The sequence below is a fragment of the Streptomyces sp. NPDC055013 genome (assembly GCF_053608645.1).
The window spans coordinates 397,004-423,071 of the sequence record NZ_JBSGVW010000002.1 but is presented as its reverse complement, the minus strand read 5'-3'; the positions used below and the strand labels follow the sequence as shown (position 1 = coordinate 423,071).

At 70.7% G+C, this 26,068-nt stretch carries 18 protein-coding genes; 10 read left to right on the top strand and 8 right to left on the bottom strand.

Translation table 11 applies throughout. The features are described 5' to 3' along the window. Nucleotides 1–261 precede the first annotated feature (261 nt). Nucleotides 262–1,782, bottom strand: coding sequence for a catalase (locus ACWGDB_RS04605; protein WP_453821059.1), 1,521 nt, complete (start codon nt 1,780–1,782; stop codon nt 262–264). 428 nt (nt 1,783–2,210) lie between these two features. Here ACWGDB_RS04605 and ACWGDB_RS04600 point away from each other — a divergent pair, with 428 nt between their 5' ends. Beyond that, the gene (locus tag ACWGDB_RS04600) at nt 2,211–2,708 is read left to right on the top strand and encodes a hypothetical protein (protein WP_427844165.1); all 498 of its coding nucleotides are present in this window, start codon (nt 2,211–2,213) and stop codon (nt 2,706–2,708) included. Between the two features lie 18 nt (nt 2,709–2,726). Here ACWGDB_RS04600 and ACWGDB_RS04595 read toward each other — a convergent pair whose 3' ends face one another. The 3 genes from ACWGDB_RS04595 to ACWGDB_RS04585 all read right to left on the bottom strand — a co-directional run bounded on the left by ACWGDB_RS04595 (nt 2,727) and on the right by ACWGDB_RS04585 (nt 10,441). Beyond that, the gene (locus tag ACWGDB_RS04595) at nt 2,727–4,340 is read right to left on the bottom strand and encodes a serine/threonine-protein kinase (RefSeq protein ID WP_453821058.1); all 1,614 of its coding nucleotides are present in this window, start codon (nt 4,338–4,340) and stop codon (nt 2,727–2,729) included. Nucleotides 4,341–4,486: 146 nt separating this feature from the next. Continuing rightward, nucleotides 4,487–8,410 (bottom strand): glycoside hydrolase family 2 TIM barrel-domain containing protein, encoded by a 3,924-nt coding sequence (locus ACWGDB_RS04590; protein ID WP_453821057.1) that lies wholly within the window; start codon nt 8,408–8,410, stop codon nt 4,487–4,489. A gap of 93 nt (nt 8,411–8,503) precedes the next feature. Beyond that, nucleotides 8,504–10,441, bottom strand: coding sequence for an ABC transporter ATP-binding protein (locus tag ACWGDB_RS04585; RefSeq protein WP_453821086.1), 1,938 nt, complete (start codon nt 10,439–10,441; stop codon nt 8,504–8,506). A gap of 171 nt (nt 10,442–10,612) precedes the next feature. On the opposite strand from ACWGDB_RS04585, the gene ACWGDB_RS04580 reads away from it, so the two are divergent. The 3 genes from ACWGDB_RS04580 to ACWGDB_RS04570 all read left to right on the top strand — a co-directional run bounded on the left by ACWGDB_RS04580 (nt 10,613) and on the right by ACWGDB_RS04570 (nt 13,926). After that, nucleotides 10,613–11,578: a lysylphosphatidylglycerol synthase transmembrane domain-containing protein gene (locus ACWGDB_RS04580; protein ID WP_453821056.1), complete on the top strand. Its 966-nt coding sequence runs from the start codon at nt 10,613–10,615 to the stop codon at nt 11,576–11,578. A gap of 103 nt (nt 11,579–11,681) precedes the next feature. Then, complete coding sequence (locus tag ACWGDB_RS04575; protein ID WP_453821055.1) at nt 11,682–12,446, top strand: crotonase/enoyl-CoA hydratase family protein; 765 nt, start codon at nt 11,682–11,684, stop codon at nt 12,444–12,446. Nucleotides 12,447–12,816: 370 nt separating this feature from the next. Next, nucleotides 12,817–13,926, top strand: a complete 1,110-nt coding sequence (locus ACWGDB_RS04570; protein WP_453821054.1) for a mechanosensitive ion channel family protein — start codon at nt 12,817–12,819, stop codon at nt 13,924–13,926. Between the two features lie 15 nt (nt 13,927–13,941). Here the strand turns inward: ACWGDB_RS04570 and ACWGDB_RS04565 are convergent, their stop codons facing one another. Continuing rightward, nucleotides 13,942–15,510, bottom strand: a complete 1,569-nt coding sequence (locus ACWGDB_RS04565) for a M1 family metallopeptidase (protein ID WP_453821053.1) — start codon at nt 15,508–15,510, stop codon at nt 13,942–13,944. Between the two features lie 235 nt (nt 15,511–15,745). Between ACWGDB_RS04565 and ACWGDB_RS04560 the strand changes: the two genes are divergently transcribed. The 5 genes from ACWGDB_RS04560 (at nt 15,746) to ACWGDB_RS04540 (ending at nt 20,771) form a co-directional block, all read left to right on the top strand. After that, complete coding sequence (locus ACWGDB_RS04560) at nt 15,746–17,965, top strand: NADP-dependent isocitrate dehydrogenase (protein WP_453821052.1); 2,220 nt, start codon at nt 15,746–15,748, stop codon at nt 17,963–17,965. Between the two features lie 230 nt (nt 17,966–18,195). Then, nucleotides 18,196–19,059, top strand: coding sequence for a helix-turn-helix domain-containing protein (locus tag ACWGDB_RS04555; protein ID WP_363034257.1), 864 nt, complete (start codon nt 18,196–18,198; stop codon nt 19,057–19,059). Next, complete coding sequence (locus ACWGDB_RS04550; protein WP_453821051.1) at nt 19,056–19,274, top strand: DUF397 domain-containing protein; 219 nt, start codon at nt 19,056–19,058, stop codon at nt 19,272–19,274. The genes ACWGDB_RS04555 and ACWGDB_RS04550 overlap by 4 nt, the downstream gene beginning before the upstream one ends. Before the next feature lie 49 nt (nt 19,275–19,323). After that, complete coding sequence (locus ACWGDB_RS04545) at nt 19,324–19,974, top strand: hypothetical protein (protein ID WP_453821050.1); 651 nt, start codon at nt 19,324–19,326, stop codon at nt 19,972–19,974. A gap of 8 nt (nt 19,975–19,982) precedes the next feature. Then, entirely contained in the window at nt 19,983–20,771 is a 789-nt protein-coding gene (locus tag ACWGDB_RS04540) for an N-formylglutamate amidohydrolase (protein WP_453821049.1), read from the top strand. A 9-nt stretch (nt 20,772–20,780) separates the two neighbouring features. On the opposite strand, the gene ACWGDB_RS04535 is transcribed toward ACWGDB_RS04540, so the two are convergent. Genes ACWGDB_RS04535 through ACWGDB_RS04525 form a run of 3 tightly spaced genes read right to left on the bottom strand, consistent with a single transcriptional unit; the run spans nt 20,781 to nt 23,352 of the window. Next, nucleotides 20,781–21,272 (bottom strand): hypothetical protein, encoded by a 492-nt coding sequence (locus ACWGDB_RS04535; RefSeq protein WP_453821085.1) that lies wholly within the window; start codon nt 21,270–21,272, stop codon nt 20,781–20,783. A gap of 8 nt (nt 21,273–21,280) precedes the next feature. Further along, a complete protein-coding gene (locus tag ACWGDB_RS04530) occupies nt 21,281–21,856 on the bottom strand; it encodes an RNA polymerase sigma factor (protein ID WP_328877796.1) in 576 nt (191 codons plus the stop codon). 59 nt (nt 21,857–21,915) lie between these two features. Next, nucleotides 21,916–23,352: a S8/S53 family peptidase gene (locus ACWGDB_RS04525; protein WP_453821048.1), complete on the bottom strand. Its 1,437-nt coding sequence runs from the start codon at nt 23,350–23,352 to the stop codon at nt 21,916–21,918. A 148-nt stretch (nt 23,353–23,500) separates the two neighbouring features. Between ACWGDB_RS04525 and ACWGDB_RS04520 the strand changes: the two genes are divergently transcribed. Then, nucleotides 23,501–26,068 carry a CHAT domain-containing protein gene (locus tag ACWGDB_RS04520; protein WP_453821084.1) on the top strand — a complete coding sequence of 856 codons (2,568 nt, stop codon included), beginning with the start codon at nt 23,501–23,503 and terminating at the stop codon, nt 26,066–26,068.

Genomic DNA, 26,068 nt, shown 5'->3' with positions numbered 1-26,068 from the left:
CTCCCAGGCCCTTGAGGCACTACGGGAGGACGGCCAGGCTGCGTCGGTGAAGCGCTCGCCGCGGGCGGACCGGTGTGACGGCCGGGGCCCCGAGTGGTGCGACTTAGTACGGTAAGCCTTACCTAAGTAACTGGCAAGTGTGTGCTCTGCACCCATGCGCGCCCGCGACGGCGGCACCATGCCCGGCGAGAGGGAGCGCTCCGTCCCTCCCGCCGGGCCGTCGGCGTCAGCCGTCCTGGCCGCTGGGCCCGACCGGGCGTTTCACGCCTTGTGCTGCATGGAGCTCCGTGCCGGGTTGCCCTGTTCGGCGGCCTTGGGGTCCTTCTCGTCGGCCTTCGCCCGTACTCCGTCGGCGATGCGCTTGCCGATGGTCTCGTCGATGTTCGACCAGTAGGCGAAGGCGCGCTCGAGGACGGGCTCGCTCACTCCGTTGAGGAGATGTCCGACGACGTTGTCGACCAGACGATCGCGGGCGGCGTCGTCCAGGACCTCGCGCACCAGGGTGCCGGGCTGCCCCCAGTCGTCGTCCTCGGGGTGGGAGACGTAGGCGGCCCGGGTGATCTCGCCGTCGGCCGTCCAGCTGGGCGGGGATCCGTAACGCTCGGTGTCCGCCGCGGGGCCGCCCTTGGAGTTCGGGGCGTACACCGGGTCGGTCGTGTTCCGGTAGGCCATCGCCCCGTCCTTGGAGTAGGTGTGGACGTCGACGACCGGGGCGTTCACCGGAAGCTGCTGGTAGTTGCCGCCGATGCGATGGCGGTGGGCGTCCGCGTAGGAGAACAGCCGGGCCAGCAGCATGCGGTCCGGGCTCGGACCGATGCCGGGGACGAAGTTGTTGGGCTGGAACGCCGCCTGTTCGATCTGAGCGTGGTTGTCGGTGGGGTTGCGGTCGAGCGTCATACGGCCGACCGGAATGAGCGGGTAGTCCCCGTGCGGCCACACCTTGGTGAGGTCGAACGGGTTGAAGCGGTAGCCCGCGGCCTCCTCGTACGGCATCACCTGCACGTACAGGGTCCAGCTGGGGTGGTCACCGTCCCGGATGTGCTCGAAGAGATCCCGGGTGTGGTAGTCCGTGTCGGCCGCGGCCATCTGGTCGCCCTCGTGCTGGGTGAAGAACTCGACGCCCTGGTCGGTCTTGAAGGTGTACTTCACCCAGAACCGCTCGCCGGCGGCGTTGATCCACATGTAGGTGTGGGAGGTGTAGCCGTTCATGTGGCGCCAGGTCCGCGGGATGCCGCGGTCTCCCATCAGCCACGTGACCTGGTGGGCGGACTCCGGGGAGAGGGTCCAGAAGTCCCACTGCATGTCGTGGTCGCGCAGGTTGTTGTCCGCGCGGCGCTTCTGGGACCGGATGAAGTGCTGGAACTTCATCGGATCCTTCACGAAGAAGACCGGCGTGTTGTTGCCGACCATGTCGTAGTTGCCCTCGCTGGTGTAGAACTTCACCGCGAAACCCCGCGGGTCACGCCAGGTGTCCGGGCTGCCGCGCTCGCCGGCGACGGTCGAGAAGCGGATGACCAGGTCGGTGCGCGTACCGGGCTGGAACAGGGCGGCCTTCGTGTACGCACTGACATCGTGTGTCACCTCGAAGTGACCGAAGGCGCCGCTTCCCTTGGCATGCGGCTGCCGCTCGGGAATCCGCTCTCGGTTGAACTGCGCCATCTGCTCGATCAGATACGCGTCCTGCAGCAGGATCGGTCCCCCGGGGCCCACGGTGAGCGAGTGCTCGTCACTCTCCACCGGTGCGCCGGAATCGGAGGTGGTGGCGGGTCGGATCTCCGTCATGAGTCGTCCCTTTCCTGGTGTGTCGACGGCCAGGTCGCGACTCCGGTGCGGACGCGGCATAGACGATCCCAGCCGACACTTTTTCCCCTATGGCGCGTGACCCGGAGCAGGCGGGATAAACGCCCTGGCCTCGACCCACCGGCATCGTGAGCGCAAGTGAGGAGCACGTGGGAAAATGTGCCCGCCGCGACTCAGCCGACCTCATGCGCACCCGTGAAGGTCCTGCGCTCAGCGCGCGATACTCGGGTCCCGATCCATCCCCACCTGGCATTATGAGGAGCGGACGGAGATCCACCCGTTCTGTGTCGCAGTGGGGGCTAGAGGCAGTGCCACAACGGAATTCAGCGGACGATCACTTGCGCGCCCTTCACCAGCAGGGATGGGAGGCCGCGTGTTCTCTCCACCGCCACCTGAGCAGCGGAGGGGAGTTGGCCCCGATCGCCACTCCAGGTGTGCTGCTCGAACAGGGTGAGATCGCATACGGCGACGTAGGGGCGGACTACTCGCGCTTCTACGGCACGAACGTGACCTACAACCAGCGCTCGGGCTTCTACTTCGGGTCGCCGATGTTCGTCGCCGCCGGGCTGGTCGGAGACGCGCTCGTCAACAACAGCGCCCGCAACCGGGCGCAGGCGATGGCTCAGGCGCAATGGCGGGACTTCTCCTCCTGCCGCGCGATACTCACCGACCGTCGCATGCTGCTGCACGTCGCGGCCGAGAACCGCTGGGTGACGGTTCGGCACCACGAGATCATCAGTTTTCTTCCCGTGCTCGACCAATGGGCACTGTTCACCGACTACCAGCAGTGGGAGCCGATGCGGCTGGCCGGGCCGACCGTGCCGTGGTTGACCGCCGCGACGATCTCCGTGCTCAACCGGGGCCGCTCCGAGTACCAGCAGCTGCCCCCACTGCCGCTTCCGGACTGATCTGCTAATCCCTGCCGGTCACTTGCTGCGGCGCAGCGTTCCGGTGTCCTCCACGCTCGTCACCTGGTAGCCCAGACCGCCGTCGCCCGAGGGGGTCAGAATGAGATCGACCTCGTCGACGCAGTTCAACGGGTCGCTTTCCTTGGTGATCTCCTCTCGGACCTGGACCGAATGCCCCGTGTCCATGGTGAGGACCCACCGGCCGCTGCACGCCAGCGACGGGTACTCGACGGTGGCCACCTGGTCGCCGATCTCTCCGCCCTTGTAGTTCACCTGGATCGAGTAGAGGCTGCCGTCCGACTCGCGGATGTTCCCGGTCCACTTGCCCTTGTAGTCGGCGGGGGACGCCTTCGAGGAAGCACTCTCGGACGCCTCGGAGTCGGCCCGGTCCCCTTTCCCTCCGAGACCGGGAACCACCACGGCCAGAACGATGGCGAGTACGACGATGGCGGCAAAAGTGAGCAGCACGGGGCCGACCCGGCTCGTGCTGCGGCCGCCGGGCTGGAAGCCGCCCGGTACCGGCGGCATCGGCGGTGTGGTCACCGTTGTCCGCGGTGTCGGCATCGGCGGCATGGGTGTCGGCGTCGGCGTCGGCGTGGGTACGGGGGGCATCGGTACCGGCGTCGGAGTGCCCGGCGGCGGAGGCGGGACGCGCCCGCCCAGCATGGTCGGCAGGGCGTGCACGTCGTCCCCGACACGACCGGCCGGGTTGTCGACCTGGGTAGGCGGCGGCGCCTCCTCGAGGTCGAGGAGGGTGGCGGCGTGCCGGCCGAGCTCCGCTGTCAGGGCGCCCGGAAGCCACGTGTCCGCGGTGGCGTCCGTCGTGGCCGCGGTTGCCGTCGCCACGATCTCCGGCAGCTGAATCCGCTGCTCGGGCTGCTTGGCGAGGCACCGCCGCACGAACTCGGCCAGCGGCTCGGACATCCCCTCCAGGTCCGGTTCGTCCTCGGTCACCCGCAGCATGACCGCGTGAGCGCCGCTGTCAGGCGCGCCGAACGCCTGTCGGCCCGTGGCGGCGAACACCAGCACCAGGCCGAGGCTGAACACGTCGCTCAGCCCGGTGACCTCGCTGCCCAGGATCTGCTCGGGCGACATGTACCCCGGAGAGCCGACCATCGCACCGGTGCGGGTCAGCACACTGGCCTCCGCCGCGCGGGCGACACCGAAGTCGATCACCCGGGGACCGTTGACCGTCAGCATGACGTTCGACGGCTTGAGGTCCCGGTGCACCAGCCCGCAGCCGTGGATGCTCTGCAGCGCACGCGCCAGACCGGCGGCCAGGTGCCACACCGACTCCTCCGGCAGCGGCCCGCCGATCCCGGTCACCGCATCGTGCAGTGTGGGACCGGCCACGTAGCCGGTGGCGACCCAGGGCGTCTCCGCCTCGGTGTCGGCGTCCAGGACGGGGGCCGTCCACTCCCCGCCCACCTGTCGCGCCGCGGCCACCTCCGCACGGAACCGGCGGCGGAACTCGGCGTCGTACGCCAACTGCGCATGGACGAGCTTCACGGCGACCGTGCGCCCCCGCTGCGAGCGCCCGAGGAACACCTGCCCCATGCCCCCGGCCCCGAGCCGTCGGAGCAACCGGTAGTCCCCGACCTGCGTGGGATCGCCGGGCCGCAAGTTCTCCATGATCGTTCGTCCCCCTGATCGGCTGAGCGTGGCACTACAGCCCGACGCCCATTACAACATCACCGGTTGCGCCTGTGGGCGTCACAGGTGGATCACGCCGGGAGCGGACGAGATCTGCCCAGGTGTGGGGAATTGGCGGCGTCCGGTCACTCCACCGCGGTGGGCCGGCGGGACGCCGCCATCGCCTCGTCCACGTCCGTCAGCGGGCGCAGCCGGTACGTGTAGGAGTAGTCGCGGCTCGGGAACAGCTTGTACCGGTCGTGGGTGTGCGCGCCCCAGCTGTTGTCGCCGCCCAGGCCCATCTGGCGGTGGTTGACGCGCAGGACCACCTCGTCGCGCGGGGTGAGCTGGTAGTCGTGGCGGACGCCGGACGACAGGTCCTCCGGGGTGAAGTGGGAGGCGTTGACCTCCAGCAGGGGTTCGCCGGAGACGAGGAGGCCGGTACCCCTGGCGTCGGTCAGGGCGATCCAGCGGACGTCGGTCTTGTTGCCGTTCTCCTGGGGGCGGATGTACGGCGTCCACTGCTCGGAGACGGTTGCGGAGTACACGCCCACATCGGTGGCGTCGCGGCGGTCGACGTAGTTCTCCTCGGGCCCGCGGCCGTAGTAGCGCAGCCGCTCGAAACGTCCGGGCAGGCACAACAGCGCGCCGACCTCCGGGATGTAGGGCAAGGACGCGGCGCCCGGGTGCAGGGTGGTGTCGACCCTGATCTCGCCGTTGCCGAACACCGTGTAGGTCATGGTGTACGTCGACTCGACGGAAGTCGGCAGCGTGCCGCTGACCTTGATCTCCACCGCCTTGTCGCGCAGGGCGCGCACCGCCACGTCCGTCACCTTGCGGTTGGTGCCCGCGTCGCGCCAGGTCTGGTTGCGGGTGTGCTGGCCGTTGCCGCGGTCGTTCTCGGTGGGCGCCCGCCAGAAGTTCGGTACTGGCCCGGAGGTGAGCAGCCGGATGCCCCGGGACTCGTAGGAGGTGATGACGCCGGTGCCCTTGTCGACGGTGACCGAGAAGTTCTTGCCCTTGACGGTGACGGCCTTGCCGCCGTCCTCGTGGCGCAGGGACGGCACGTTCGACAGGGGGACGGGCGTGACGGCCGGGGTGCCTGCGTCGAGGGCGAGTTGCTGCTTGGCCACCTCGAAGCCGGCCTTCGCCCACGGCGTGGATTCCTTGGTGGTGAAGGAGAGCTGGAGGAAGTACTCGGTGCCCGGGGCCGGGTCGTCCGGCAGCTTCACCGGCACCGTGATGTCCTTGCTGCCGAGCGGCGGGACGTCCAGCTGGGCGCGGCTCAGCCTGCCGCGCCGCGCCACCTCACCGTCGGCGAGCAGCTCCCAACGGCCGTCGAACTCACGGAGGTCGGTGAACAGGTACTCGTTGGTGAGGGTGATGGCCGCGCCGGGGGTCAGTGCGTCACCGGACGCCGGTGCCGCGTTGACCGCCTGGTAGATCTGCTTGATCTCGGCCGCCTTGGCGGTGTGGCGGCGGTCGGCGGTGACGATGCCGTCGGCGTTGGAGGTGCCGTCGTTGGGGTTGTCGCCCCAGTCGCCGCCGTACGGGAAGAAGGTCTTCGCGCGGGGCCGCTTCTCGGTGAGGCCGACGGTGGCCGCGTCGAACCAGAACCGTACGCCCTCGTCAGCGGGGCGGCGGCTGTCGGAGCCGAGTTCGGCGGCGCTCAGCGCACGGGCGTACACGCGGGCCCGGCGGATCGTGCCGCTGAACTCCCGGGTGGGGTTGTCGACGTCGGTGGCGAGGGCAAGGGGTGCGGTGTTGGTGGCGGGCCTGCGCGTGGTGGTGCGGGTGGACTTCACCTCGCCGTCGACGTGGAGGGTCAGCGTGCCCGTGTCCGCGTCGAAGACTCCGGCGATGTGGTGCTCGCGGCCGGTCCAGTCGGCCGGGAGGGTCCAGTTGACGGTGATCCACTGGCCGCCGCCGTGGATGAAGAACTCCAGGGTGTCGTCCGACTGCTTCAGGGCGTACTGGGTGTCGCCCTTGGCGATGATCGGCTGGTGGTAGCCGGTGTGGTGCGGGGTGACCCAGGCTTCCAGGGTGAGCGATCCGGTGAGGTCGAGGCGCTCGTCGCGGGGGAAGACGGTGGCGCCCGAGACGCCCTCGGCGCGGTCGAAGGTGCCGCTCGCGGTGAGGATCTCGCCGCGCAGGGCGCCCGGCCCGGCCTCGGTGAGGAACTTGCGGGTCGGCACGGGCCAGTTCAGTGACTGGTCGACGAAGTCCCAGATCCAGCCGCCCTGGAGGACGTCGTAGCGGCGGACGATGTCCCAGTACTCCTTGAAGTTGCCGTTCGAGTTCCCCATCGCGTGCGCGTACTCGATCATGACGTACGGCCGGGTGTCGGCGGTGTCCTTCGCGCGCTGTTCGACGCGGGACGGGCTGTCGTACATCTCCGAGCGGATGTCGCTGATCGTCGGCCGGTCGTCGCCCTCGTACTGGATCACGCGCGTCGGGTCGTAGGACTTGATCCAGTCGTGCATGGCGACGAAGGTGCTGCCGCCGCCGGCCTCGTTGCCGAGCGACCAGATGACGACCGAGGGGTGGTTCTTGTCGCGGTGGACCATGCTCTGGGCGCGCGCCACGCACGCCTTGGTCCAGTCGGCGTGGTTGCCGGGGTACTCGTCGCGGATGCCGTGGGTCTCGAGGTTGGTCTCGTCGACCAGGTAGAGGCCGTACTCGTCCGCGAGTTCGTACCACAGCGGATTGTTGGGGTAGTGCGAGGTGCGGACGGAGTTCATGTTCATCCGCTTGATGATCTCGATGTCCTCGACCATGTGCGCGCGGGTGAGTGCCATGCCGCTGTCGGGATGCATCTCGTGCCGGTTCGCGCCGCGGAAGGACACCGGCTTGCCGTTGATCCGCATCAGGCCGTCCTTGAGCGCGAACTCGCGCAGACCGACGCGGTGCGAGAGGGTCTCGATCACCTTCCCGGCCGGGTCGCGCAGCTGCAGTACGGCGGTGTAGAGGTTCGGGTGCTCGGCGGACCACAGCTTCGGCTCGGGCACGGCTCTGCTCGCCCGGACGGTCACGTCCTCACCGGCAGGGGCGGACGCGAGGTCGACCGCCTGCTGGAGTGGCCTGGACCAGACGGCGTGACCGCGGGCGTCGTACAGCTGCGTCTCGACGGAGTAGCCGCCCTCGGCCGTCCCGCCGTACGAGCGCACATGGGCGGTGACGGACAGCTCGGCGGCGCTGTAGTCGTCGCTGAGCGGGGTGTCCAGCTTGAAGTCGCGCAGCCGGACTTCGGGCGTGGAGTAGAGGTGGACCGAGCGGAAGATGCCGCTCAGCCGGATCATGTCCTGGTCCTCCAGCCAGTCGCCGTCGGAGAAGCGGTACACCTCGACGGCGATCTGGTTGGTGCCGGGCTTGAGGTGCGGGGTGATGTCGTACTCGGCCGGGGTGAACGAGTCCTCGGCGTACCCCACCAACTCCCCGTTGATCCACACGTAGTGCGCGGACTTGACGCCCTCGAAGTGCAGGAAGATGCGCCGCCCCGACCAGCCGCGCGGCACGGTGAAGGTACGGCGGTACTGCCCCACCGGGTTGAAGCGGGTCGGAGCGGCCGGGGGCTGCGCCTCCTCGCCGAGGCCGTTCGGACCCCACCAGGGGTAGGTGATGTTGACGAAGATCGGGCGGTCGTGGCCGTGCATCTGCCAGACGGAGGGGACCGGAATGGTGTCCCAGTCGCTGTCGTCGACGTCGGTGCGGTGGAAGTCGGCGTCCCGGTCGTCGGGGCGGTCGGCGTAGGCGAACTTCCACTTGCCGTCGAGGCTCAGCCGGTACGGCGAGCGGGTGCGGTCGGCGTCCAGCGCCTGCCTGACGTCCGCGTACGGCATGAGGGTGGTGTGCGGCGGCTGGGTGCCGATCCGGAAGACGTCGATGTGGCCGTTCCACTCCGGGGTGTCGGCCACCGCTCCGGCTCCGTCGGCCGCGTGCACCGCGGCGGACGATCCGGAGACGGCGAGCGCACCGAGCAGGGCGGCTCCTCCCTCCAGCAGACGGCGGCGGCTGACCGGCACGCCCGGCGCGCGGGACGGGCCGGTGGGGGGCACGGGGGTGAGCGGCATCGACGGTGGCCTTCCTCGGGACGACAGTGCGGCGCTGCGCGGCTTGAGGGAGCGTCAGATCATGTGCGGTGCTGTTGGGAAACCCAACGCACACTAGGTTGTGAACACAGTGGAAGCAATGATGCTGTCGAGGTTTGTGTGTTCCTGATGGGTACGGCCATCGACCTTGGCCGAATCCAGCTGCTCGAACTGTGTCCGGTACAGCTCGGCGTAGCGCCCGCCGGCCGCCAGCAACTCGTCGTGCGTGCCGCGTTCGACGATCCGGCCGGCCTCGACCACCAGGATCAGGTCCGCCGCCCGCACGGTGGACAGCCGGTGGGCGATCACGACCGCGGTCCTGCCCTCCAGCGCCTCGGTGAGCGCCTCCTGGACGGCGGCCTCGGAGGTGTTGTCGAGGTGGGCGGTGGCCTCGTCGAGGATGACGACGCGCTGGCGGGCCAGCAGCAGCCGGGCGATGGTCATCCGCTGGCGTTCACCGCCGGAGAGCCGGTAGCCGCGCTCGCCGACCACCGTGTCGAGGCCGTCGGGCAGGGACCGTACGAGATCGTCGAGGCGGGAGCGGCGCAGCGCGTCCCACAGTTCGGCGTCGGTGGCGGTGGGGCGGGCCAGCAGCAGGTTGGCGCGCACGGAGTCGTGGAAGAGGTGGCCGTCCTGGGTGACCATGCCGAGGGTGGCGCGCAGGGACTCGGCGCTCAGGTCGCGGACATCGGTGCCGGCCACGCGTACGGCGCCCCCGTCGACGTCGTAGAGCCGCGGGAGGAGTTGGGCGACGGTCGACTTGCCCGCGCCGGACGAGCCGACGAGGGCGACCGTCTGGCCGGGTTCGGCGCGGAAGGAGATGCCGTGCAGCACCTCGGCGCCGCCGCGCGTGTCGAGGGTCGCGACCTCCTCCAGGGAGGCGAGGGAGACCTTGTCTGCGGAGGGGTAGCCGAAGCGGACGTTGTCGAACTCCACCGACACCGGGCCGTCGGGGACCTCGCTCGCGTCCGGCTTCTCCTCGATCAGCGGCTTCAGGTCGAGCACCTCGAAGACGCGCTCGAAACTGACCAGGGCGCTCATGACCTCGACGCGGGCGCCGGCGAGCGCGGTGAGGGGCGCGTACATACGGGTCAGCAGCAACGCCAGTGAGACGACGGCGCCCGGCTCCAGGGTGCCGCGCAGGGCGAACCAGCCGCCGAGGCCGTAGACCAGGGCGAGGGCGAGCGCGGACACCAGGGTGAGCGCGGTGATGAAGACCGACTGGGCGGTGGCCGTCCGCACACCGATGTCGGCCACCCTGCGGGCCCTGGCCGTGAACTCCTCCGACTCCTCCCCGGGGCGCCCGAAGAGCTTGATCAGCGTGGCGCCGGGCGCCGAGAAGCGCTCGGTCATGCGGGTGCCCATCGAGGCGTTGAGCGCGGCGGCCTCCCGCTGCATGCGGGCCATGCGGTGGCCCATACGGCGGGCCGGGATCACGAACACCGGGAGCAGGACGAGGGCGAGCAGGGTGATCTGCCAGGACAGGGTGAGCATGACGGCGAGGGTGAGCAGCAGGGTGACGAGGTTGCTGACCACGCCGGACAGCGTGTTGCTGAAGGCGCGCTGGGCGCCGATGACGTCGTTGTTGAGACGGGAGACCAGCGCTCCCGTACGAGTGCGTGTGAAGAACGCGACCGGCATGCGCTGCACATGATCGAACACAGCCGTGCGCAGATCGAGGATGAGTCCCTCGCCGAGCGTCGCCGACAGACGTCTGGCGATGACCCCGAGCACCGCCTCCGCGACCGCGATCAGGGCGATCAACAGGGCCAGGCGGACGACGGTGCCCTCGTCGCCGCCCGTCACGATCGCGTCGACGACGCGTCCGGCGAGTACGGGGGTCGCGACGGCGAGCAGCGCGGTCATCACCCCGAGCACGACGAAGAACGCGATCCGGCGGCGGTGCGGGCGGGCGAAGGCGGCGATGCGGCGCAGCGTGGCGCGGGCGAAGGGGCGGCGCTCCTGCTCGGCGTTCATGACGCTGTGCAGCTGGGTCCAGGCTGTGGTCTCCATGCTCATGCGAGAGAACGTAGAACCTCAAGCATTGTTGAGGTCAACATCGGATCGGCCGAAGCCGATATCGACGGGTTCGCCGAGATCGGTGTCCGTCCGCAGCCGGTCCGTAAGGCGCCGTCCCCGCTCCCGCTACCCGCCGTTGTCGCAGCGTGGAGAACCTCTCCGAATGTGACAGCCGTACGACTTCCCGCGGGACGCCTGCTCAGACGTCTCCCGATCCGCCGGATACTGGTCCTGCTTCCGCTCGCCCTCGTCATCGTGGTCGCGGTGCAGCATCGCTCCGTGCTCGCCGAGGGCATCGGTCATCTGGCGACGGCCAAGTGGCCGTGGCTGCTCGCAGCGGCCTGCGCCACCTGCCTGACCTGGGTCGCGGCGGCCGTCACCCGGCAGGGCGCCGTGATAGACCGGCTGCCCAGACTGCGGCTGCTCGTCACGCAGTTCGCGGCGGGCTCCGCCAACCACCTGCTGCCCACCGGGCTGGGCGCGAGCGCGGTCAACCTGCGCTTCATGACGGTGTGCGGGCTGCCGCTCGCCCGCTCCTCGGCCGCGCTGGCGCTGTATCTGCTCGCGGAGAGCGTGGCCCGTGTCGGTCTGCTGGCCGCGCTGCTGATCGCCTTCCCGCACGCGCTGCAACTCGGGCCGCTGCTGCCGGAGGGGGCGTGGGGCCCGCTGCTGCTGGTCATCGGCGCGGCGGCGATCGTGGTCGTGGCCGTCTTCGCAGTCGTACGCCGACTGCGTACCGCCGTTCTCTCCTTCCTGCGCACCGCGCTGGACGAAGCGCGCTCGGTGCACACCCGTCCGTCCCGGGCACTGGCGTTGTGGGGCGGTTCGCTGGCCTTCCCCATGTTGCAGGCGGCCGGGCTGGTCCTGGTCGGGCTCGCCCTGGGGCTCGACGTGCCGCCGGCCCACATGGCGCTCGCCTATCTGGCGGCGACCGTCGCCGTCGCCCTGGTGCCGACGCCCGGCGGGCTCGGCTCGGTCGAGGCGGCGCTGATCGTGGCGCTGGTGGCGGCGGGCGGCCCGGTGGCGGTGGCGACGGCGGTCGTGCTGGCGTACCGGATCATCACGGTGTGGCTGCCGCTGCTGCCTGGGGCGTTGACCCTGGGGGCGCTCGTGCGCTTCAAGGTCATCTGAACGAGGACACCTGATCCAGGTCATGCGACCCGGCGGTACCGGTGGAAGGTCATGTGACCAGTCAGTAACGTACGGGGTCCGACCCACGGAAAGGACCCCCGCCATGCCGGTCCGCGTCGAGCGCCAAGGGCACGTCACCACCGTCGTCCTCTCCCGACCGGAGGTCCGCAACGCGGTCGACGGACCCACGGCCGCCGATCTCGCCGACGCCTTCCGGGAGTTCGACGCCGACGACGAGGCGCGGGTGGCGGTGCTGTGGGGCGAGGGTGGCACGTTCTGCGCGGGCGCCGACCTGAAGGCGCTCGGCGGCGGACGGGGCAACGCGGTCACGGAGGACGGTGACGGCCCGATGGGGCCGACCCGGCTGCGGCTGTCCAAGCCGGTGATCGCCGCGGTCGCCGGGCACGCCGTGGCGGGCGGCCTCGAGCTGGCGTTGTGGTGCGATCTGCGGGTCGCCGAGGAGGACGCCGTCTTCGGGGTGTTCTGCCGCCGCTGGGGTGTGCCGCTGATCGACGGCGGCACGGTACGGCTGCCCCGGCTGATCGGCACGAGCCGCGCCATGGACATGATTCTGACCGGACGTCCGGTGCCGGCGAACGAGGCGCACGAGATCGGGCTCGCCAACCGTGTCGTGCCGAGCGGACGTGCCCGCGCCGAGGCCGAGGAACTGGCCGCCACGATCGCGCGGTTCCCGCAGGCGTGCCTGCGCGCCGACCGCGCCTCCGTGCTCGACCAGGAGGGGCTGGCCGAGCCGGCCGCGCTGCGCACCGAACTCCGGCACGGCATGGGCGTGTTGACGGAGAGCCTGGAGGGCGCTGCCCGCTTCTCCTCCGGTGCGGGGCGGCACGGATCGTTCTCGGACATGTGACGCGGTTCACCGCTGGGGCATCCCCTACGCCATCCCGTGCCCTGTCGCTGCGGGAGCGTGCGCGGCGTGGAGCGCCCCCCGAGCGGCGCTCGCGCATCAAGCCCGCCTCCGGAGGCGGGCGTTCCGCCCTCGGGGGGCCGGAAGTTCAGGGGAGAATGCCCGAAAGCGGCTGATGAGGCCGTCCGGCCGACGTTCCTGGTGCGAACACGTGTACCCGATACGGCAGGATGAGCCCTCGTGCCGGTCTCGGGGGACGGGGTGGTCGGCGCGACGGCACATCGCGGAATCGAGCAGGTGACAACGTGACGAGACTTCACATCCGGCCGTCGGCGAAGGGGTTCGCCGCAGCTTTTCTCCCCGGGGGTGACCGGTGACGCGAGCGCTCACAGTGGACGACCTGGTGTTCGCCGGGATCGCGCTGGCGGCGGGGTTGCTCGCGGCCTTCCTGCTGCGGATGCTGCTGCGCTGGCTGGGCAAGCACGCCGACCGCACCCGCTGGAGCGGCGACGACCTCATCGTGGACACGCTGCGCAGCGTGGTGCCGTGGGCGGCGTTCCTCGGCGGCGCGGCCTCCGCCGGCGCCGCGCTGCCGCTGACGAAGACGGTCCAGCACAACGTCAACCAGATCCTGACGGTGCTGCTCATCTTCGTCGTGACGCTGTCGGTGGCCCGGGGGATCGCCGGGCTGATGCGGACGGTCACCCAGTCCCGCCCCGGCGTCGCCGGCTCGGCCACGATCTTCGTCAACATCACCCGGGTCCTGATTCTTGCCATCGGCTTCCTGGTGGTGCTGCAGACCCTGGGCATCTCCATAGCGCCCCTGCTCACCGCCCTGGGCGTCGGTGGTCTGGCGGTCGCGCTGGCCCTGCAGGACACGCTGGCCAACCTCTTCGCGGGCATCCACATCCTCGCCTCCAAGACCGTCCAGCCCGGCGACTACATCCGGCTGAGCAGCGGCGAGGAGGGCTACGTCGAGGACATCAACTGGCGCCAGACGACGGTGCGCGCCCTCTCCAACAACCTGATCGTGATCCCCAACGGGGAGCTCGCCAAGACGAACATGACCAACTTCATGCGTCCCGAGCAGGAGTTGACGATCCTGCTGCAGGTCGGCGTCGCCTACGACAGTGACCTGGACCATGTCGAGCGGGTGACGAACGAGGTCATCGCCGAGGTGATGTCCGAGGTCGAGGGCGCGCTCCCGGACCACGAGCCGATCATCCGCTTCCACACCTTCGGCGACTCCCGGATCGGCTTCACGGTCATCCTGGGCGTCGGCGAGTTCAGCGACCAGTACCGGATCAAGCACGAGTTCATCAAGCGCCTGCACAAGCGCTACCGCGCGGAGGGCATCCGCATTCCGGCGCCCACCCGGACGGTGGCGATCCAGCAGGGGACCGTGTCGATACCGCCGCAGTCGATACCGCATCCGCGGCTCCCCGGAGAGGCGGACGAGGTGACCCCCGTCCGCCTCGACTGACCTGCCCGCATGTGCCTAGAGGGTGGCCGAGTTGTCGTGGGACCGGCTGCGCCCCCGGCTGTGCGGCGCGGCGAGGGCCGGGTTCACCGGGGTGACCGTCCAGTCCGGGTGCCCCGGCATCCGCGGCGTCTTCGTGCCGTACAGCCAGTCCCGCAGGAATCCGGTCAGATCCTGGCCGGAGGCCTCGGAGGCCACGGCGATGAAGTCCTCCGTCGAGGCCGAGGAGTTGCGGTACCGGGCGAGGAAGGCGCGCTCGAGGTCGTTGAAGGCCTGCTCGCCGACGAGGTTGCGCAGCGCGTACAGGACCAGGACGCCGCCCAGGTAGCGCTGGCTGTCGAAGAGGTTCACCGCGTTCGGCGCCGCGACCGGCCCCGAGTCGTGGCGCCACTGGTCGCCGCGCGCGTAGGTGTTCTTCATGCGCGCTTCCATGGAGGTGAGGCCGAGCGAGTCGGGCCAGCCGCGCTCGTAGCGGTAGAGCAGCCCGTAGAAGTCGGCGTGGCCCTCGTTGATCCACAGGTCGGCCCAGGTGGCGGGGCTGACGCTGTTGCCGAAGTAGGAGTGGACCAGCTCGTGCATCATGTGCGAGCCGATCTTCGACTCCTCCTGGAGCAGGTAGTTCGGCTTGTAGATGGTGAGGGTCTGGGTCTCCAGGCCCGTGAAGTCGAAGGCGTTCGGGTCGTCGGAGTTGCAGGGCAGCAGTCCGTACGTCTCGAACGGGTACGCCCCGAGCCGCGCCTCCAGCCATGCCACGATCCCCGGAGTGAGCGCGAGCGCCGGCTCCAGCGCCTCGGCCCGTGCGGTCGGGACGACGTCCCGCAGCGGGAGGCCGTGCGGGCCCTGCCGCTGCTTCACCACGTAGTCGCCGACCGTTATCTGGACCAGCTCCGTGGCCATGGGCTCGCGGGAGCGGTACGTGTAGGCCGTACGGTCGCCGCCCAGGCGCTGGGTGCGCACGAGCAGGCCGGTCGCCACGCCACTCAGTCCGTTCGGGACGACGAGGCGGAAGGAGAAGTCGGCCTTGTCGGACGGGTGGTCGTTGCAGGGAAAGACGGTGTGGGCCAAGTTCGGCTGGCAGCACACGGCGAACCCGTCCAGCGTGTCGACCCAGCCGGTGTGCGGCTGCGGGATACGGCGTGGGTCCGCCGAGTACTCGACGCAGACGGTGACCCGGCACTTGGCCGGCAGGGTCCGGGCGGGCGTGATGCGCAGCTTCTCGTCGACCTGCTCGAAGGTCGCCTTGCGGCCGTCGACGCGCACGGAGCGGATGTCGAGGCCGAGGGCGTCGAGGGAGAAGCGGCTCAAGGCCTGGGTGGTACGGATCTTCAGGGTCGCGGTGGCGTCGACCAGGCGGGTCGTGGCGTCGTAGGAGAAGTCGAGGTCGTAGGCGGCGACGCGGTAGCCGTCGTTGCCGAGGGCCGGGTAGACGGGGTCACCGAGGGTCTCGGGGCCCGGCGTGCCGGAGGTCTTGGCGGCCGACGTCCCCGTCAGTGTCGGCGTCGCGTGGGCGGAGGGGGCGGCGGTCAGGGCCGCTGCCGTGCCGATCAGGGCGGCCGCGGGGGCCGTCACTCTGCTGCGATATCTCATGGTCCGCTTTCGCTCGGGCGGCCGGATGGTCAGGGCCGGCCGCCGGATCGGTGGTGATCGCCTTACATGACTCTGCGACCAGGCGATCCGGTTGCACGGAGGCGGTAGATCCGTTTGCGGGGATCAGGGATCGCGGCGCATATCCGGCACCTCGGTGCGGACCCCTGTCGATGAACGATCGATCAGGAGATATCTTGATGTCGAGCAATGTTGCAGACGTGGAGCGGAGCACCCGGTGACTGACTCGACCATCATCTATACGCACACTGACGAGGCCCCGGCCCTGGCGACGTATTCCTTCCTGCCGGTGGTCCAGGCGTACGCCTCGCAGGCGGGTGTCGCCGTGGAGACGCGGGACATCTCGCTGGCCGGCCGCATCATCGCGGTGTTCCCGGAGCACCTGGCCGAGGACCAGCGCATCCCGGACGCCCTGGCCGAGCTCGGTGAGCTCGCCAAGACGCCCGCGGCCAACATCATCAAGCTGCCGAACATCTCGGCGTCGATCCCGCAGCTCAAGGCCGCGATCGCCGAGCTCCAGGGCCAGGGCTACGCGCTGCCGAACTACCCGGACGACCCGAAGACCGACGAGGAGCGGGAGATCCAGGCCCGCTACGACAAGGTCAAGGGCTCCGCCGTGAACCCGGTCCTGCGTGAGGGCAACTCCGACCGGCGCGCCCCCGCCTCGGTCAAGAACTACGCCAAGGCCCACCCGCACCGCATGGGCGCCTGGACCGCCGAGTCCAAGACGAATGTGGCGACCATGGGCCGCAACGACTTCCGCTCCACCGAGAAGTCCGTCGTGATCTCCGAGGCCGGCGCGCTGCGGATCGAGCACGTCGCCGAGGACGGCACGACCACCGTCCTGCGCGAGTCCGTACCGGTCCTCGCCGGTGAGGTCGTCGACGCCTCCGTGATGCACGTGGCCAAGCTGCGTGAGTTCCTCACCGCGCAGATCGCCGAGGCCAAGGCCCAGGGCGTGCTGTTCTCCGTGCACCTCAAGGCCACGATGATGAAGGTCTCCGACCCGATCGTCTTCGGCCACGTCGTGCGCGCCTTCTTCCCGAAGACCTTCGAGCAGTACGGCGCCGCCCTCGCCGCCGCCGGCCTGTCCCCGAACGACGGTCTGGGCGGCATCCTCAAGGGCCTGGGCGCGCTGCCGAACGGCGCCGAGATCCAGGCGTCCTTCGAGGCGGAGATCGCCGAGGGCCCGGAGCTGGCCATGGTCGACTCCGACAAGGGCATCACCAACCTGCACGTGCCGTCCGACGTGATCGTCGACGCCTCGATGCCGGCCATGATCCGCACCTCCGGCCACATGTGGGGCCCGGACGGGCAGGAGGCCGACACCCTGGCGGTGCTGCCGGACTCGTCCTACGCCGGCGTCTACCAGGCCGTGATCGACGACTGCCGTGCCAACGGCGCCTACGACCCGTCGACGATGGGCTCGGTGCCGAACGTCGGCCTGATGGCGCAGAAGGCCGAGGAGTACGGCTCCCACGACAAGACCTTCGAGGCCAAGGCCGCGGGCACGATCCGCCTGGTCGACCAGGCCGGCAACGTCGTGATCGAGCAGGCCGTCTCCCCCGGTGACATCTTCCGCGCCTGCCAGACCAAGGACGCCCCGATCAAGGACTGGGTGAAGCTGGCCGTCACCCGCGCCCGCGCCACCGGCGACCCGGCCGTCTTCTGGCTGGACGAGACCCGCGCGCACGACGCCAACCTGATCGCCAAGGTCAACGCGTACCTGCCGGAGCACGACACCGAGGGCCTGGACATCCGCATCCTCGCCCCGGTCGACGCCACCAAGCTGTCGGTGGAGCGCATCCGCCGCGGCGAGAACACCATCTCGGTGACCGGCAACGTCCTGCGTGACTACCTGACGGACCTCTTCCCCATCCTGGAGCTGGGCACCAGCGCCAAGATGCTGTCGGTCGTCCCGCTGATGGCGGGCGGCGGCCTGTTCGAGACGGGCGCCGGCGGCTCCGCGCCGAAGCACGTCCAGCAGCTGGTCAAGGAGGACTACCTGCGCTGGGACTCCCTCGGTGAGTTCTTCGCGCTGGTGCCCTCCCTGGAGCAGCTGGCGACGGCCACCGGCAACACCCGCGCCCAGGTCCTCGCCGACACCCTCGACCGCGCCACGGCGACCTTCCTCAACGAGGACAAGTCCCCGACCCGTCGCGTCGGCGGCATCGACAACCGCGGCAGCCACTTCTACCTGTCCCTGTACTGGGCGCAGGAGCTGGCCCAGCAGACCGACGACGCGGACCTGGCGAAGGCCTTCGCCCCGCTCGCCGAGACGCTCGCCGGCAACGAGCAGAAGATCGTCGAGGAGCTGAACGCCGTCCAGGGCAAGCCGGCCGAGATCGGCGGCTACTACCAGCCCGACCCGGCCAAGGCGGCCGCGGTCATGCGTCCGTCAGCCACCTGGAACGAGGCGCTCGCCTCGCTGAGCTGACCCATCGGGCCTGCGGGCCTTGCCGTCTCCGCCCCGACCGGTGCACCGCCCGGCCGGGGCGGAGTCATGTCCGGGGCTGTTTCCGAAGTCGTTGACGAGGCGTTCCGAAGTCGGGCGATTTCTCTCACGCAATTGCGTGAGCCATGTGCATGATCTCAACTATCCTCAGACACAAGGAGATTGACGGCCGGACACACTTGCCCGGCGCAACAGACGCGAGGGGTGAGGCAATGGCCACGGCCGGCGGACCCACGCTGCGGCGGCGCCAGCTCGGCGCCGAACTCCGCCGCCTGCGCGAACACGCGGGCAAGCGGATCGAGGACGTCGCGGCGCACCTGGAGTGCTCGATGTCCAAGATCAGCAGGGTGGAGACCGGACAGGCCCCCATCAAGGCCCGGGACGTCCGCGATCTGCTCCAGTGGTACGGCGTGACCGAGCCGGAGCTCACCGAGGCCGTCATGCTGATCCACAAGGGCGCCCAGCAGCAGGGCTGGTGGGCGCACTACAACGAGGTGCTGCCCTCCGGCATGGCCACCTACGCGGGCCTGGAGGCGGACGCCAGTGTCCTGCGCAGCTATGAACCCACCTTTGTGCACGGCCTGTTGCAGACCGCGGACTACGCCCGTGCCGTGATCGCCGCCGTACGGCCCAACGAGCCGTACGAGGTGGACCAGTTGGTGCGTTTCCGCAAGGAGCGGCAGGCCCTGCTGACCAGGACTCCGGAGCCGCTGGAGCTGTGGGTGGTGGTGGAGGAGAGCGCGCTGCGCCGGCCGGTCGGCGGCACCGAGGTCATGGTCGACCAGCTGGAGCATCTGGCCCGGGCGACGGAGCTGCCGAACGTCACCATCCAGATCATGCCGACCGCGAAGGGCGCCCACGCGGCCCTCGCCGGGACCTTCTCGCTGCTGGAGTTCGGGCCACGTGAGCCCACCGTCGTCTACGTCAACTCCATCGCCGGAAACGTGTACTTGGAGAAGGAACGCGATGTGCGCACCTTCATTCAGACCTTCGACCTCGTGCGGGCCGCCGCTCCCGACCCGCAGGAGACACCCACCACGCTGGAGCGGATCGCAAGGGAGATGCAGGGGTCATGAGCGCGCACGACGGGCGGAGGCTGTCGCGGGTCGACCTGGACGGGGCCGACTGGCGCAGGAGCAGCCGCAGTTCGGGCAACGGAGCCTGTGTCGAGGTCGCGGCCGTGGCCGGACTCGTCGCGGTCCGGGACTCCAAGAACGCTCAGGGGCCGGCACTCGTGTTCACACCGCACGAGTGGCGGGCGTTCCTCGGCGGAGGAGTCCGCCACATGTGAGTCGTGAAGGAAGCCGTCGGCGGGCCGGGACGGAGAGTCACCGGAACAGTTGCCGCACGTACGAACGGAGTACGACGCGCGACCGGCCCCTTGGCGCGTCGGGCTGCCCGTGAACGAGGTCACCTCTCTCCCGCCCGTCGCGTCCGGTGCCTTCTACACCGGGGAGACCTTCTGGACGGCGGCCGGCGTCGCCGGGACCGTACTCGTCGGCTTCCTCGCGATGTGGACCGCGTTCCGCTCCACCCATCCCAAGCGGCGACTCAACTACACCGTGAGCCACCAGCCGTTGGTACGGCAGGTCATGTACGGGAGCCTGGAGATCCGGTGGAACGGTGCGTTACTGACCGATCCACACGTGGTTCGGCTGGTGCTGACCAACCCCGGTCGGTGGGACATCCCCAGCGAAGCGTTCGACCGGGGGGACCCGTTCCAGGTCGACTTGGGCGTGCCCTGTCTGGAGGTGCTGCGCACCGAGGCGGGCCCCGGCGCGGCCCGGGCCCCGCAGACCGAGGTGTGCGGTTCGCTCCTGCGCATCGGCCCCGGGCTCATCGGCCGCGGCACGACGATCACCTATCTCCTGCTCGTGGACACGGCACCGGCCTACGACTGCCGGCACTCCCTAGTCGACGTCAAGGTGCAGCAGGTCTCCCTGCCCCCGCCACGCCGCACCACCCGCCCGCCCCTGACCAGAACGCCTTGAGAGCCCCCATGTCTGCTTCCTTCGAGCTGCTGCCCGGCGCCGCCGGCTCCCCCGTGATCCTGCACGTACCGCATTCCGCCCGGCGGATCCCGGCCGACGCGCGGGCCTCGATCGTGCTGGACGACGGGGCGCTGGAGCGCGAACTCGACCACATCACCGACGCGCACACCGCGGAGCTCGCCGAGGCGGCGGCCGAGCGGGCGTCGCTCACGCCCTGGCGGTTCGTCAACCGGCTGTCCCGGCTGGTGGTGGATCCGGAGCGGTTCCCGGACGAGCGGGAGGAGATGCTCGCCGTGGGCATGGGCGCCGTCTACACACGGACCACGCATCTCGCGGATCTACGGCCGGCCGACACGGACCCGGAACCGCTCGTCGAGCGGTACTTCCGGCCGTACGCGAGGGCCATGACGGCCGCCGTGGCGGACCGTCTCGCCGCCACCGGCCGGGCCGTGATCATCGACGTGCACTCCTATCCGACCGCCCGCCTCCCCTACGAACTGCACGGCGAGGGTCCGCGGCCGCCGGTCTGCCTGGGCACCGACTCGTTCCACACGCCGCCCGAGCTGCTTGCCGCCGCCCGGGAGACGTTCGCGCCGTGCGGGCGGACGGAGCTGGACAGTCCGTTCAGCGGGACGTACGTACCGCTGGAGTTCCACGGCAGCGAGCCCCGGGTCGGCGCCCTGATGATCGAGATTCGGCGGGACACGTACATGACCGAGCCGGGCGGCCGCGCAGGTGCGGGACTCACCCGGCTCTCGGCGGCGCTGGCGGCGCTGGTGGACACCGCCGCTCGCTGACCCGGTGGCTCAGGCCCGCAGCCACTCCGTGACCACGACCTCCGCGCCCGTCCGCAGCCGCAGCGCGAAGGGGCCGTTCGGCGGTGCGTCGCTGGTGAAGCGGCCCATGTCGTCGGCCACCACCGGGGTGGCCGTCTGCGGGCCGCCCAGCACCTCGATCCGTGCCTGCTGGGGCGGCAGCACCTGCCCCATCAGCCCCTGCGCGGTCACCTCCACGTCGACGGTCACGTCGCCCGCACGGAAGGTCAGCATCCGCGGTACGTCCATGGCCCCCCTGACCGGAATGGCGTCCACCACCGAGTCGAACGTCAACTCGGCGATACGGGCGTCGAGATCGTGCAGTGCGAAGGCCTCGACGGCGAGCTGCCGCAGCTGGGCCGGTACGGGGTCCAGGATGGCGGCGGCCTGGCGGAGTTCCTCCTCCAGCAGTTCGATGTCGAACCCGTCGTCGCCGGACCCGGTGTGGTCGACGGGCTCCTCGCCGGTCGCTTCGTCGTGCATGTCGTCGTTCACAGCGCTCCCCGTGCGTCGAGTCGGGCCCGGAGCCGGCGCAGACAGCGCTGGCGCAGCGGCCCGATGCTGCCCACGGCGATGCCCAGTGCGGCGGACACCTCCTGGTAGCTGGGCGGCGGCGAGGCCATCAGCACGCGCAGCAACTGGCGGCAGCGGTCGCCCAGTTCCTCGAACTCCTGCCACATCCAGCGGATGCGCTCCGACTCGGCGGCGGCCTCCTCGGAGTCCAGGAGCGACTGTTCGGGCGTACGTTCCTCGCTGACCCGGTCCAGCAGCTGCGGATCGCTCGTCACGGTCAGCCGCCTCAAGCTCTTGAGCACCTTCAGGCACTCGTGCCGTGCGGTGCTCGCGAGCCAGGACCCGGCCTTCTCGGGTTCACGGATGCGCCCGAGGTGCTGGGCGAAACGGAACCACACGGTCTGGTACACCTCGTGGGCGTCGGCGTCATTGAGCCGGTGCGCGCGCACCACGGACCACACCAGTGGGCTCATTCCTTCCACGAGCGCCTTCCAGGCCGCCGCGTCGCCGTCGACGGCGGACTGGACCAACGCACCGACATCTGCACGGTCCACAGCCCCACCCCTCGTGTACGGCAAGTCATCGTACGCCGCGGAGGGGGCGGTTCCGACCCTCATGAGCGAGGAGCCGGCGGTGCGACGGGGGCAGGGCGCCAGGTCGGGGGGCGAAGCGCGGGTACGTGCGCCCCCCGCACCTCCGCGAACCCGGTGTTCGCCGCGAGCATCTTGTACCGGGCGACCCGCGGGTCGTTCTCCTGCTGTGTGCTCATGTGGGTGGCGATCATCGCGGCGACGACGGGAGTGGCGAACGAGGTGCCGCTCCAGTTCGCGAACCCCTCGAACATCACCTGGTCGGGCTTGGTGCCGCCGCTTGCCCCTGCCTCGCTCAACAGGCCGGTGTGGCGCGGGGAGACGCAGGAGCAGGAGTAGCCGAAGCCGTACCGGCAGGCGTCGTAGGTGGAGTGCTGGTACACGTACGGCACGGGCGTGTCGAAGCCGGTGAGGACGCTGGTGAGGCGCTCGCCGGGCGCGTACACCTTGACCCAGGGGCCGTGGTTGCTGAAGCAGGCGCCGAACTCGCCGTCGCCGCGCAGCGCGCCGACCGACAGCACGGTGTCCTGGTAGTCGGGCAGGTCGGCGTAGGCGGCGGGCCAGAAGGGCGTGGCGCTGCCGTTGTTGCCGGCCGCGGCGACGAGCAGGGTGCGCTGACCGCGCAGTTCCTGCATGAAGGCCTCGACGCCGAGCAGGCCGTCGGTGCGGCCGTTGGAGGTGCCCGCGGAGAGGCTGAGGATGTCGGGCCAGCCGCCCGCGTCGACGGCCTCGAAGAGCTTCTCGCCGAACTCGGACTCCAGGATGGCGCCGGCGTCGTTGAGGGAGTTGCGAACCGTGACGTTCGTGTTCGGCGCGACGGCGGCGACCAGCCCCGCGATGAACGTGCCGTGGCCGACGTACTGCTGGAGGATGCCGTCGTCGTCGCACTCCTTGAGTTGCGCGTCGCCGTCGGTGTGGGCGAGCAGCGGGGAGGACCGGAAGTCGTTCATGAGGCCGGTGTCGATGACGAGGACGCCGACGGCGGTGTCCGGGTCGTGGACGCCTTCGGCCACAGCGGGGTTGAGCTCCTCGGTGGCCGGGACGGGCACGGGCTCGTCGCCGGGGCAGGAGTTGACCGCGATCGACACCAGGTGGTTGCGGCTGACCAGGCGGCGTCGGGCCCGGCCCTCCGTCTCCCGCAGAGCGCGCAGGGCGTGCGCGACGGGGCGGTCGCCTGCGCGGTCGCCCTCGCCGGGGTCGCCGACCTGGATGCGGGTGATGCCCGAGCGGTTGGTCTGCGGGCTCATGCGCCGCACGTTGTCCTGCACGAGGTCGGGCTCGGCGGTGAAGTGCGCGCGTACGGTGTCCTCGACGAGGCGGGCGTCCTCGCCGTCGCGGACCAGCACATAGCCCTTCTCGTAGATGAACTCGGCGGAGTCGTCCGGTCCCATCGCGAGGGGGACGTCGGGCATGGAGCGTTGGATCTGCTCGAACTGCTCGTGGAATCGCTGTGGTGCCATGGCGTGTCCTCCCACTGAGGCGACGGTCGTCAATCAGAGCCGTGCGGTCACTGATTGATACAGCGCCAAACCTGTGTGGCACGGTCCTGGGGCAACTACCATCCGTGGAGTGACAGCGGGAAGCGAATCGGTTCTCGAACTGCTGCCGATGGTGTTCGCCGCCCCGAACGACGCGCTGGCGAGGGCGGAAGGCGTGCTCGACGCCGATCCGACGCCGTTGCACGCCTCCGTCGCCCACCAGGTGATCGGCATCTGGCAGCGGGACTGGGGCGACATACGCATCGCCCTGTATCACCTGCGGCGTGCGCGTGACCTCGCGGCACGCGCGGAGTCGGCCGACCGGGAGGCGGACGTCCTGGCCGCGCTCGGGGTCGCGCTGGTGCACGCGGGGCGCACTCAGCAGGGGCTGGCCGCGCTGGAGCGCGGTGTCGAGCGCGGCAGCGGGCACACACGCGCGCGCGTGCTGTTCCGCCGGGCCTACGCCCGCTGGGTGCTGGGCCATCACCCGGAGGCGCTGGAGGACGTACGCAAGGCGATACCCGTGCTGCGGCAGATGGACGACGTGATCTGGACGGCGCGGGCGCTGACCCTGCGGGCGACCGTGCATCTGGCGGTCGGCGCGGTGGACCGGGCGGATGCCGACTTCACCGCGGCCGAGGCGCTGTGGGACACCACGGGCCAGGAGCACGACAAGGCCGACGCCGTGGAGAGCCGGGGTCTCGCGGCGTTCCGGGCGGGCGACATCCCGGCCGCGCTGCGGCTGCTCGACGAGGCCGAGGAGCGGTACGCCAAGCTCGGCACGCCGACGTTCATGCTCAACATCCGCCGCTGCGAGGTGCTGATGGCCGCAGGGCTGGCCCGGGAGGCGCTGACCGAGGCCGACTCGGCGATCGCCGTGCTCGACCGCATCGGCGGCCAGTCCACCCGCAAGGCCGAGCTGCTGCTGGCCGCCGCGCGTGCCGCCCGGCCGGCGGGCGAGGCACACACCGCGATCGCGCGCGCCGACATGGCCGTACGGCTGTTCGCGGGGCAGCGGCGCGGTTGGTGGGAGGCGCATGCCCGGCTGGTGCTGATCGAGGCGCGGGTGGCCGCCGGACGCAGTTCGGGGCGGCTGGTGGCCGACACGGCGGCGGTCGCCGAACGGCTGGCCTCCTTCGGCGCGCCGGCCGCGCCGGAGGCCTCGCTGCTCGCCGGCCGGATCGCGCTCGGTCTGGGCTGGCGGGCCGACGCCGAGCAGCATCTGGCGGTGGCCGCCCGCAGCAGGCGCAGCGGCCCGCCGCTGGCGCGGCTGACGGGCTGGGCGGCGCAGGCACTGCGGGCCCAGGCGGCCGGGTCGGGGCGCGGCGTCCTGGAGGCCTGTCGGCGTGGCCTGGACGTGCTCGATGCCCACCGGATGACGCTGGGCGCCTCGGAGTTGCGTGCCCGCGCCACCGAGCAGGGTGCGGAGCTGGCCGCGCTGGCCCAGCAGGCCAGCCTGGTCTCCGGCAGTCCACGTCGGCTGCTGGTGTGGAGCGAGCGCTGGCGGGCCACCGCGCTGTCGACCCCGCCGACGCGGCCGCCCGCGGACCCGGAGCTGCAGAGCAACCTGACGGCGTTCCGGGAGATCGCGGCACGCGCGGAGGCCGCCCGCATGGAGGCGCGTCCCGTTCCGGCCCTGGAGCGCGAACAGCGGCGCCTGGAGCGGGAGATACGCTCCCGGACCCTGCACATGCGCGGTGACGCTCCCGGCGACGGCTACCGCTTCGACCCGGGCCGGCTGCTGGACCGGCTGGGCGACGACGTACGGCTGGCCGAACTCGCCGTGCTGGACGGGCGGGTTCAGGTGCTGCTGTGCGGGCAGGGCCGGGTGCGCCGGTACGAGGCCGGGCTGCTCGCCGATGCGGAGCGGGAGGCCGAGCACGTCCAGGCCGGACTGCGGCGGCTGGCCCACCCGGGTGCGGAAGGGCGGCTTCCGGTGGTGGAGGCCGCGGGGCGGCGCCTGGAGGAGCTGCTGCTCGGTCCGGCGGCGGCCCATCTGGGTGACGGCCCCGTGGTGGTCGTACCGCCGGCCAGGCTGCACCGCGTGCCGTGGGCGCTGCTGCCGTCGCTGCGGGAGCGGGTGCTCAGCGTGTCGCCGTCGGCGAGCAGCTGGCTGCGCGCCCGGGAGACCGAACCGCCGCACGGTGGCCGGCATGTGCTGGTGCGCGGGCCGGGACTGGCGACCGGTGGCGCGGAGGTGCCGCACCTGGCCGGCCGGTACGGCGGATCGGTCGTCCTGGAGTACGCGGACGCGCGCGTGCCGCGTGTCCTCGAGGAGCTCGACGGGGCCGAACTGGCGCACATCGCGGCGCACGGCACGTTCCGCGCGGACAGCCCGCTCTTCTCGGACCTGCGGATGGCCGACGGGCCGCTCATCGTCCATGACTTCGAGCGCCTGGACCGCAGCCCGTACCGGATCATCCTCTCCTGCTGCGAAACCGCCCGCTTCGCGTCCGTCGGCGCCGACGAACTGCTCGGCCTGGTCACCGCCCTGCTGCCGCTGGGCACGGCGGGCGTGGTGGCGAGCAGCGCGCCGGTCAACGACGCCGCTGTGGTGCCGCTGATGCTCGCACTGCACAAGGGGCTGAGCCAGGGCCTGTCCCTGGCGGAGGCCCTGCGCGACGCGCGGGCGGCTCTGCCGTCGGACGCGCTGCATCAGGCGACGGGGTGGGCGTTCTCGGCGTTCGGCGCGGCCTGA

Coding starts and splice junctions, on each gene's coding strand:
- ACWGDB_RS04605 (WP_453821059.1), bottom strand. CDS start 1,782: ATGACGGAGATCCGACCCGCCACCACCTCCGATTCCGGCGCACCGGTG.
- ACWGDB_RS04595 (WP_453821058.1), bottom strand. CDS start 4,340: ATGGAGAACTTGCGGCCCGGCGATCCCACGCAGGTCGGGGACTACCGG.
- ACWGDB_RS04590 (WP_453821057.1), bottom strand. CDS start 8,410: ATGCCGCTCACCCCCGTGCCCCCCACCGGCCCGTCCCGCGCGCCGGGC.
- ACWGDB_RS04585 (WP_453821086.1), bottom strand. CDS start 10,441: ATGGAGACCACAGCCTGGACCCAGCTGCACAGCGTCATGAACGCCGAG.
- ACWGDB_RS04575 (WP_453821055.1), top strand. CDS start 11,682: ATGCCGGTCCGCGTCGAGCGCCAAGGGCACGTCACCACCGTCGTCCTC.
- ACWGDB_RS04565 (WP_453821053.1), bottom strand. CDS start 15,510: ATGAGATATCGCAGCAGAGTGACGGCCCCCGCGGCCGCCCTGATCGGC.
- ACWGDB_RS04555 (WP_363034257.1), top strand. CDS start 18,196: ATGGCCACGGCCGGCGGACCCACGCTGCGGCGGCGCCAGCTCGGCGCC.
- ACWGDB_RS04550 (WP_453821051.1), top strand. CDS start 19,056: ATGAGCGCGCACGACGGGCGGAGGCTGTCGCGGGTCGACCTGGACGGG.
- ACWGDB_RS04540 (WP_453821049.1), top strand. CDS start 19,983: ATGTCTGCTTCCTTCGAGCTGCTGCCCGGCGCCGCCGGCTCCCCCGTG.
- ACWGDB_RS04535 (WP_453821085.1), bottom strand. CDS start 21,272: ATGCACGACGAAGCGACCGGCGAGGAGCCCGTCGACCACACCGGGTCC.
- ACWGDB_RS04525 (WP_453821048.1), bottom strand. CDS start 23,352: ATGGCACCACAGCGATTCCACGAGCAGTTCGAGCAGATCCAACGCTCC.
- ACWGDB_RS04520 (WP_453821084.1), top strand. CDS start 23,501: ATGGTGTTCGCCGCCCCGAACGACGCGCTGGCGAGGGCGGAAGGCGTG.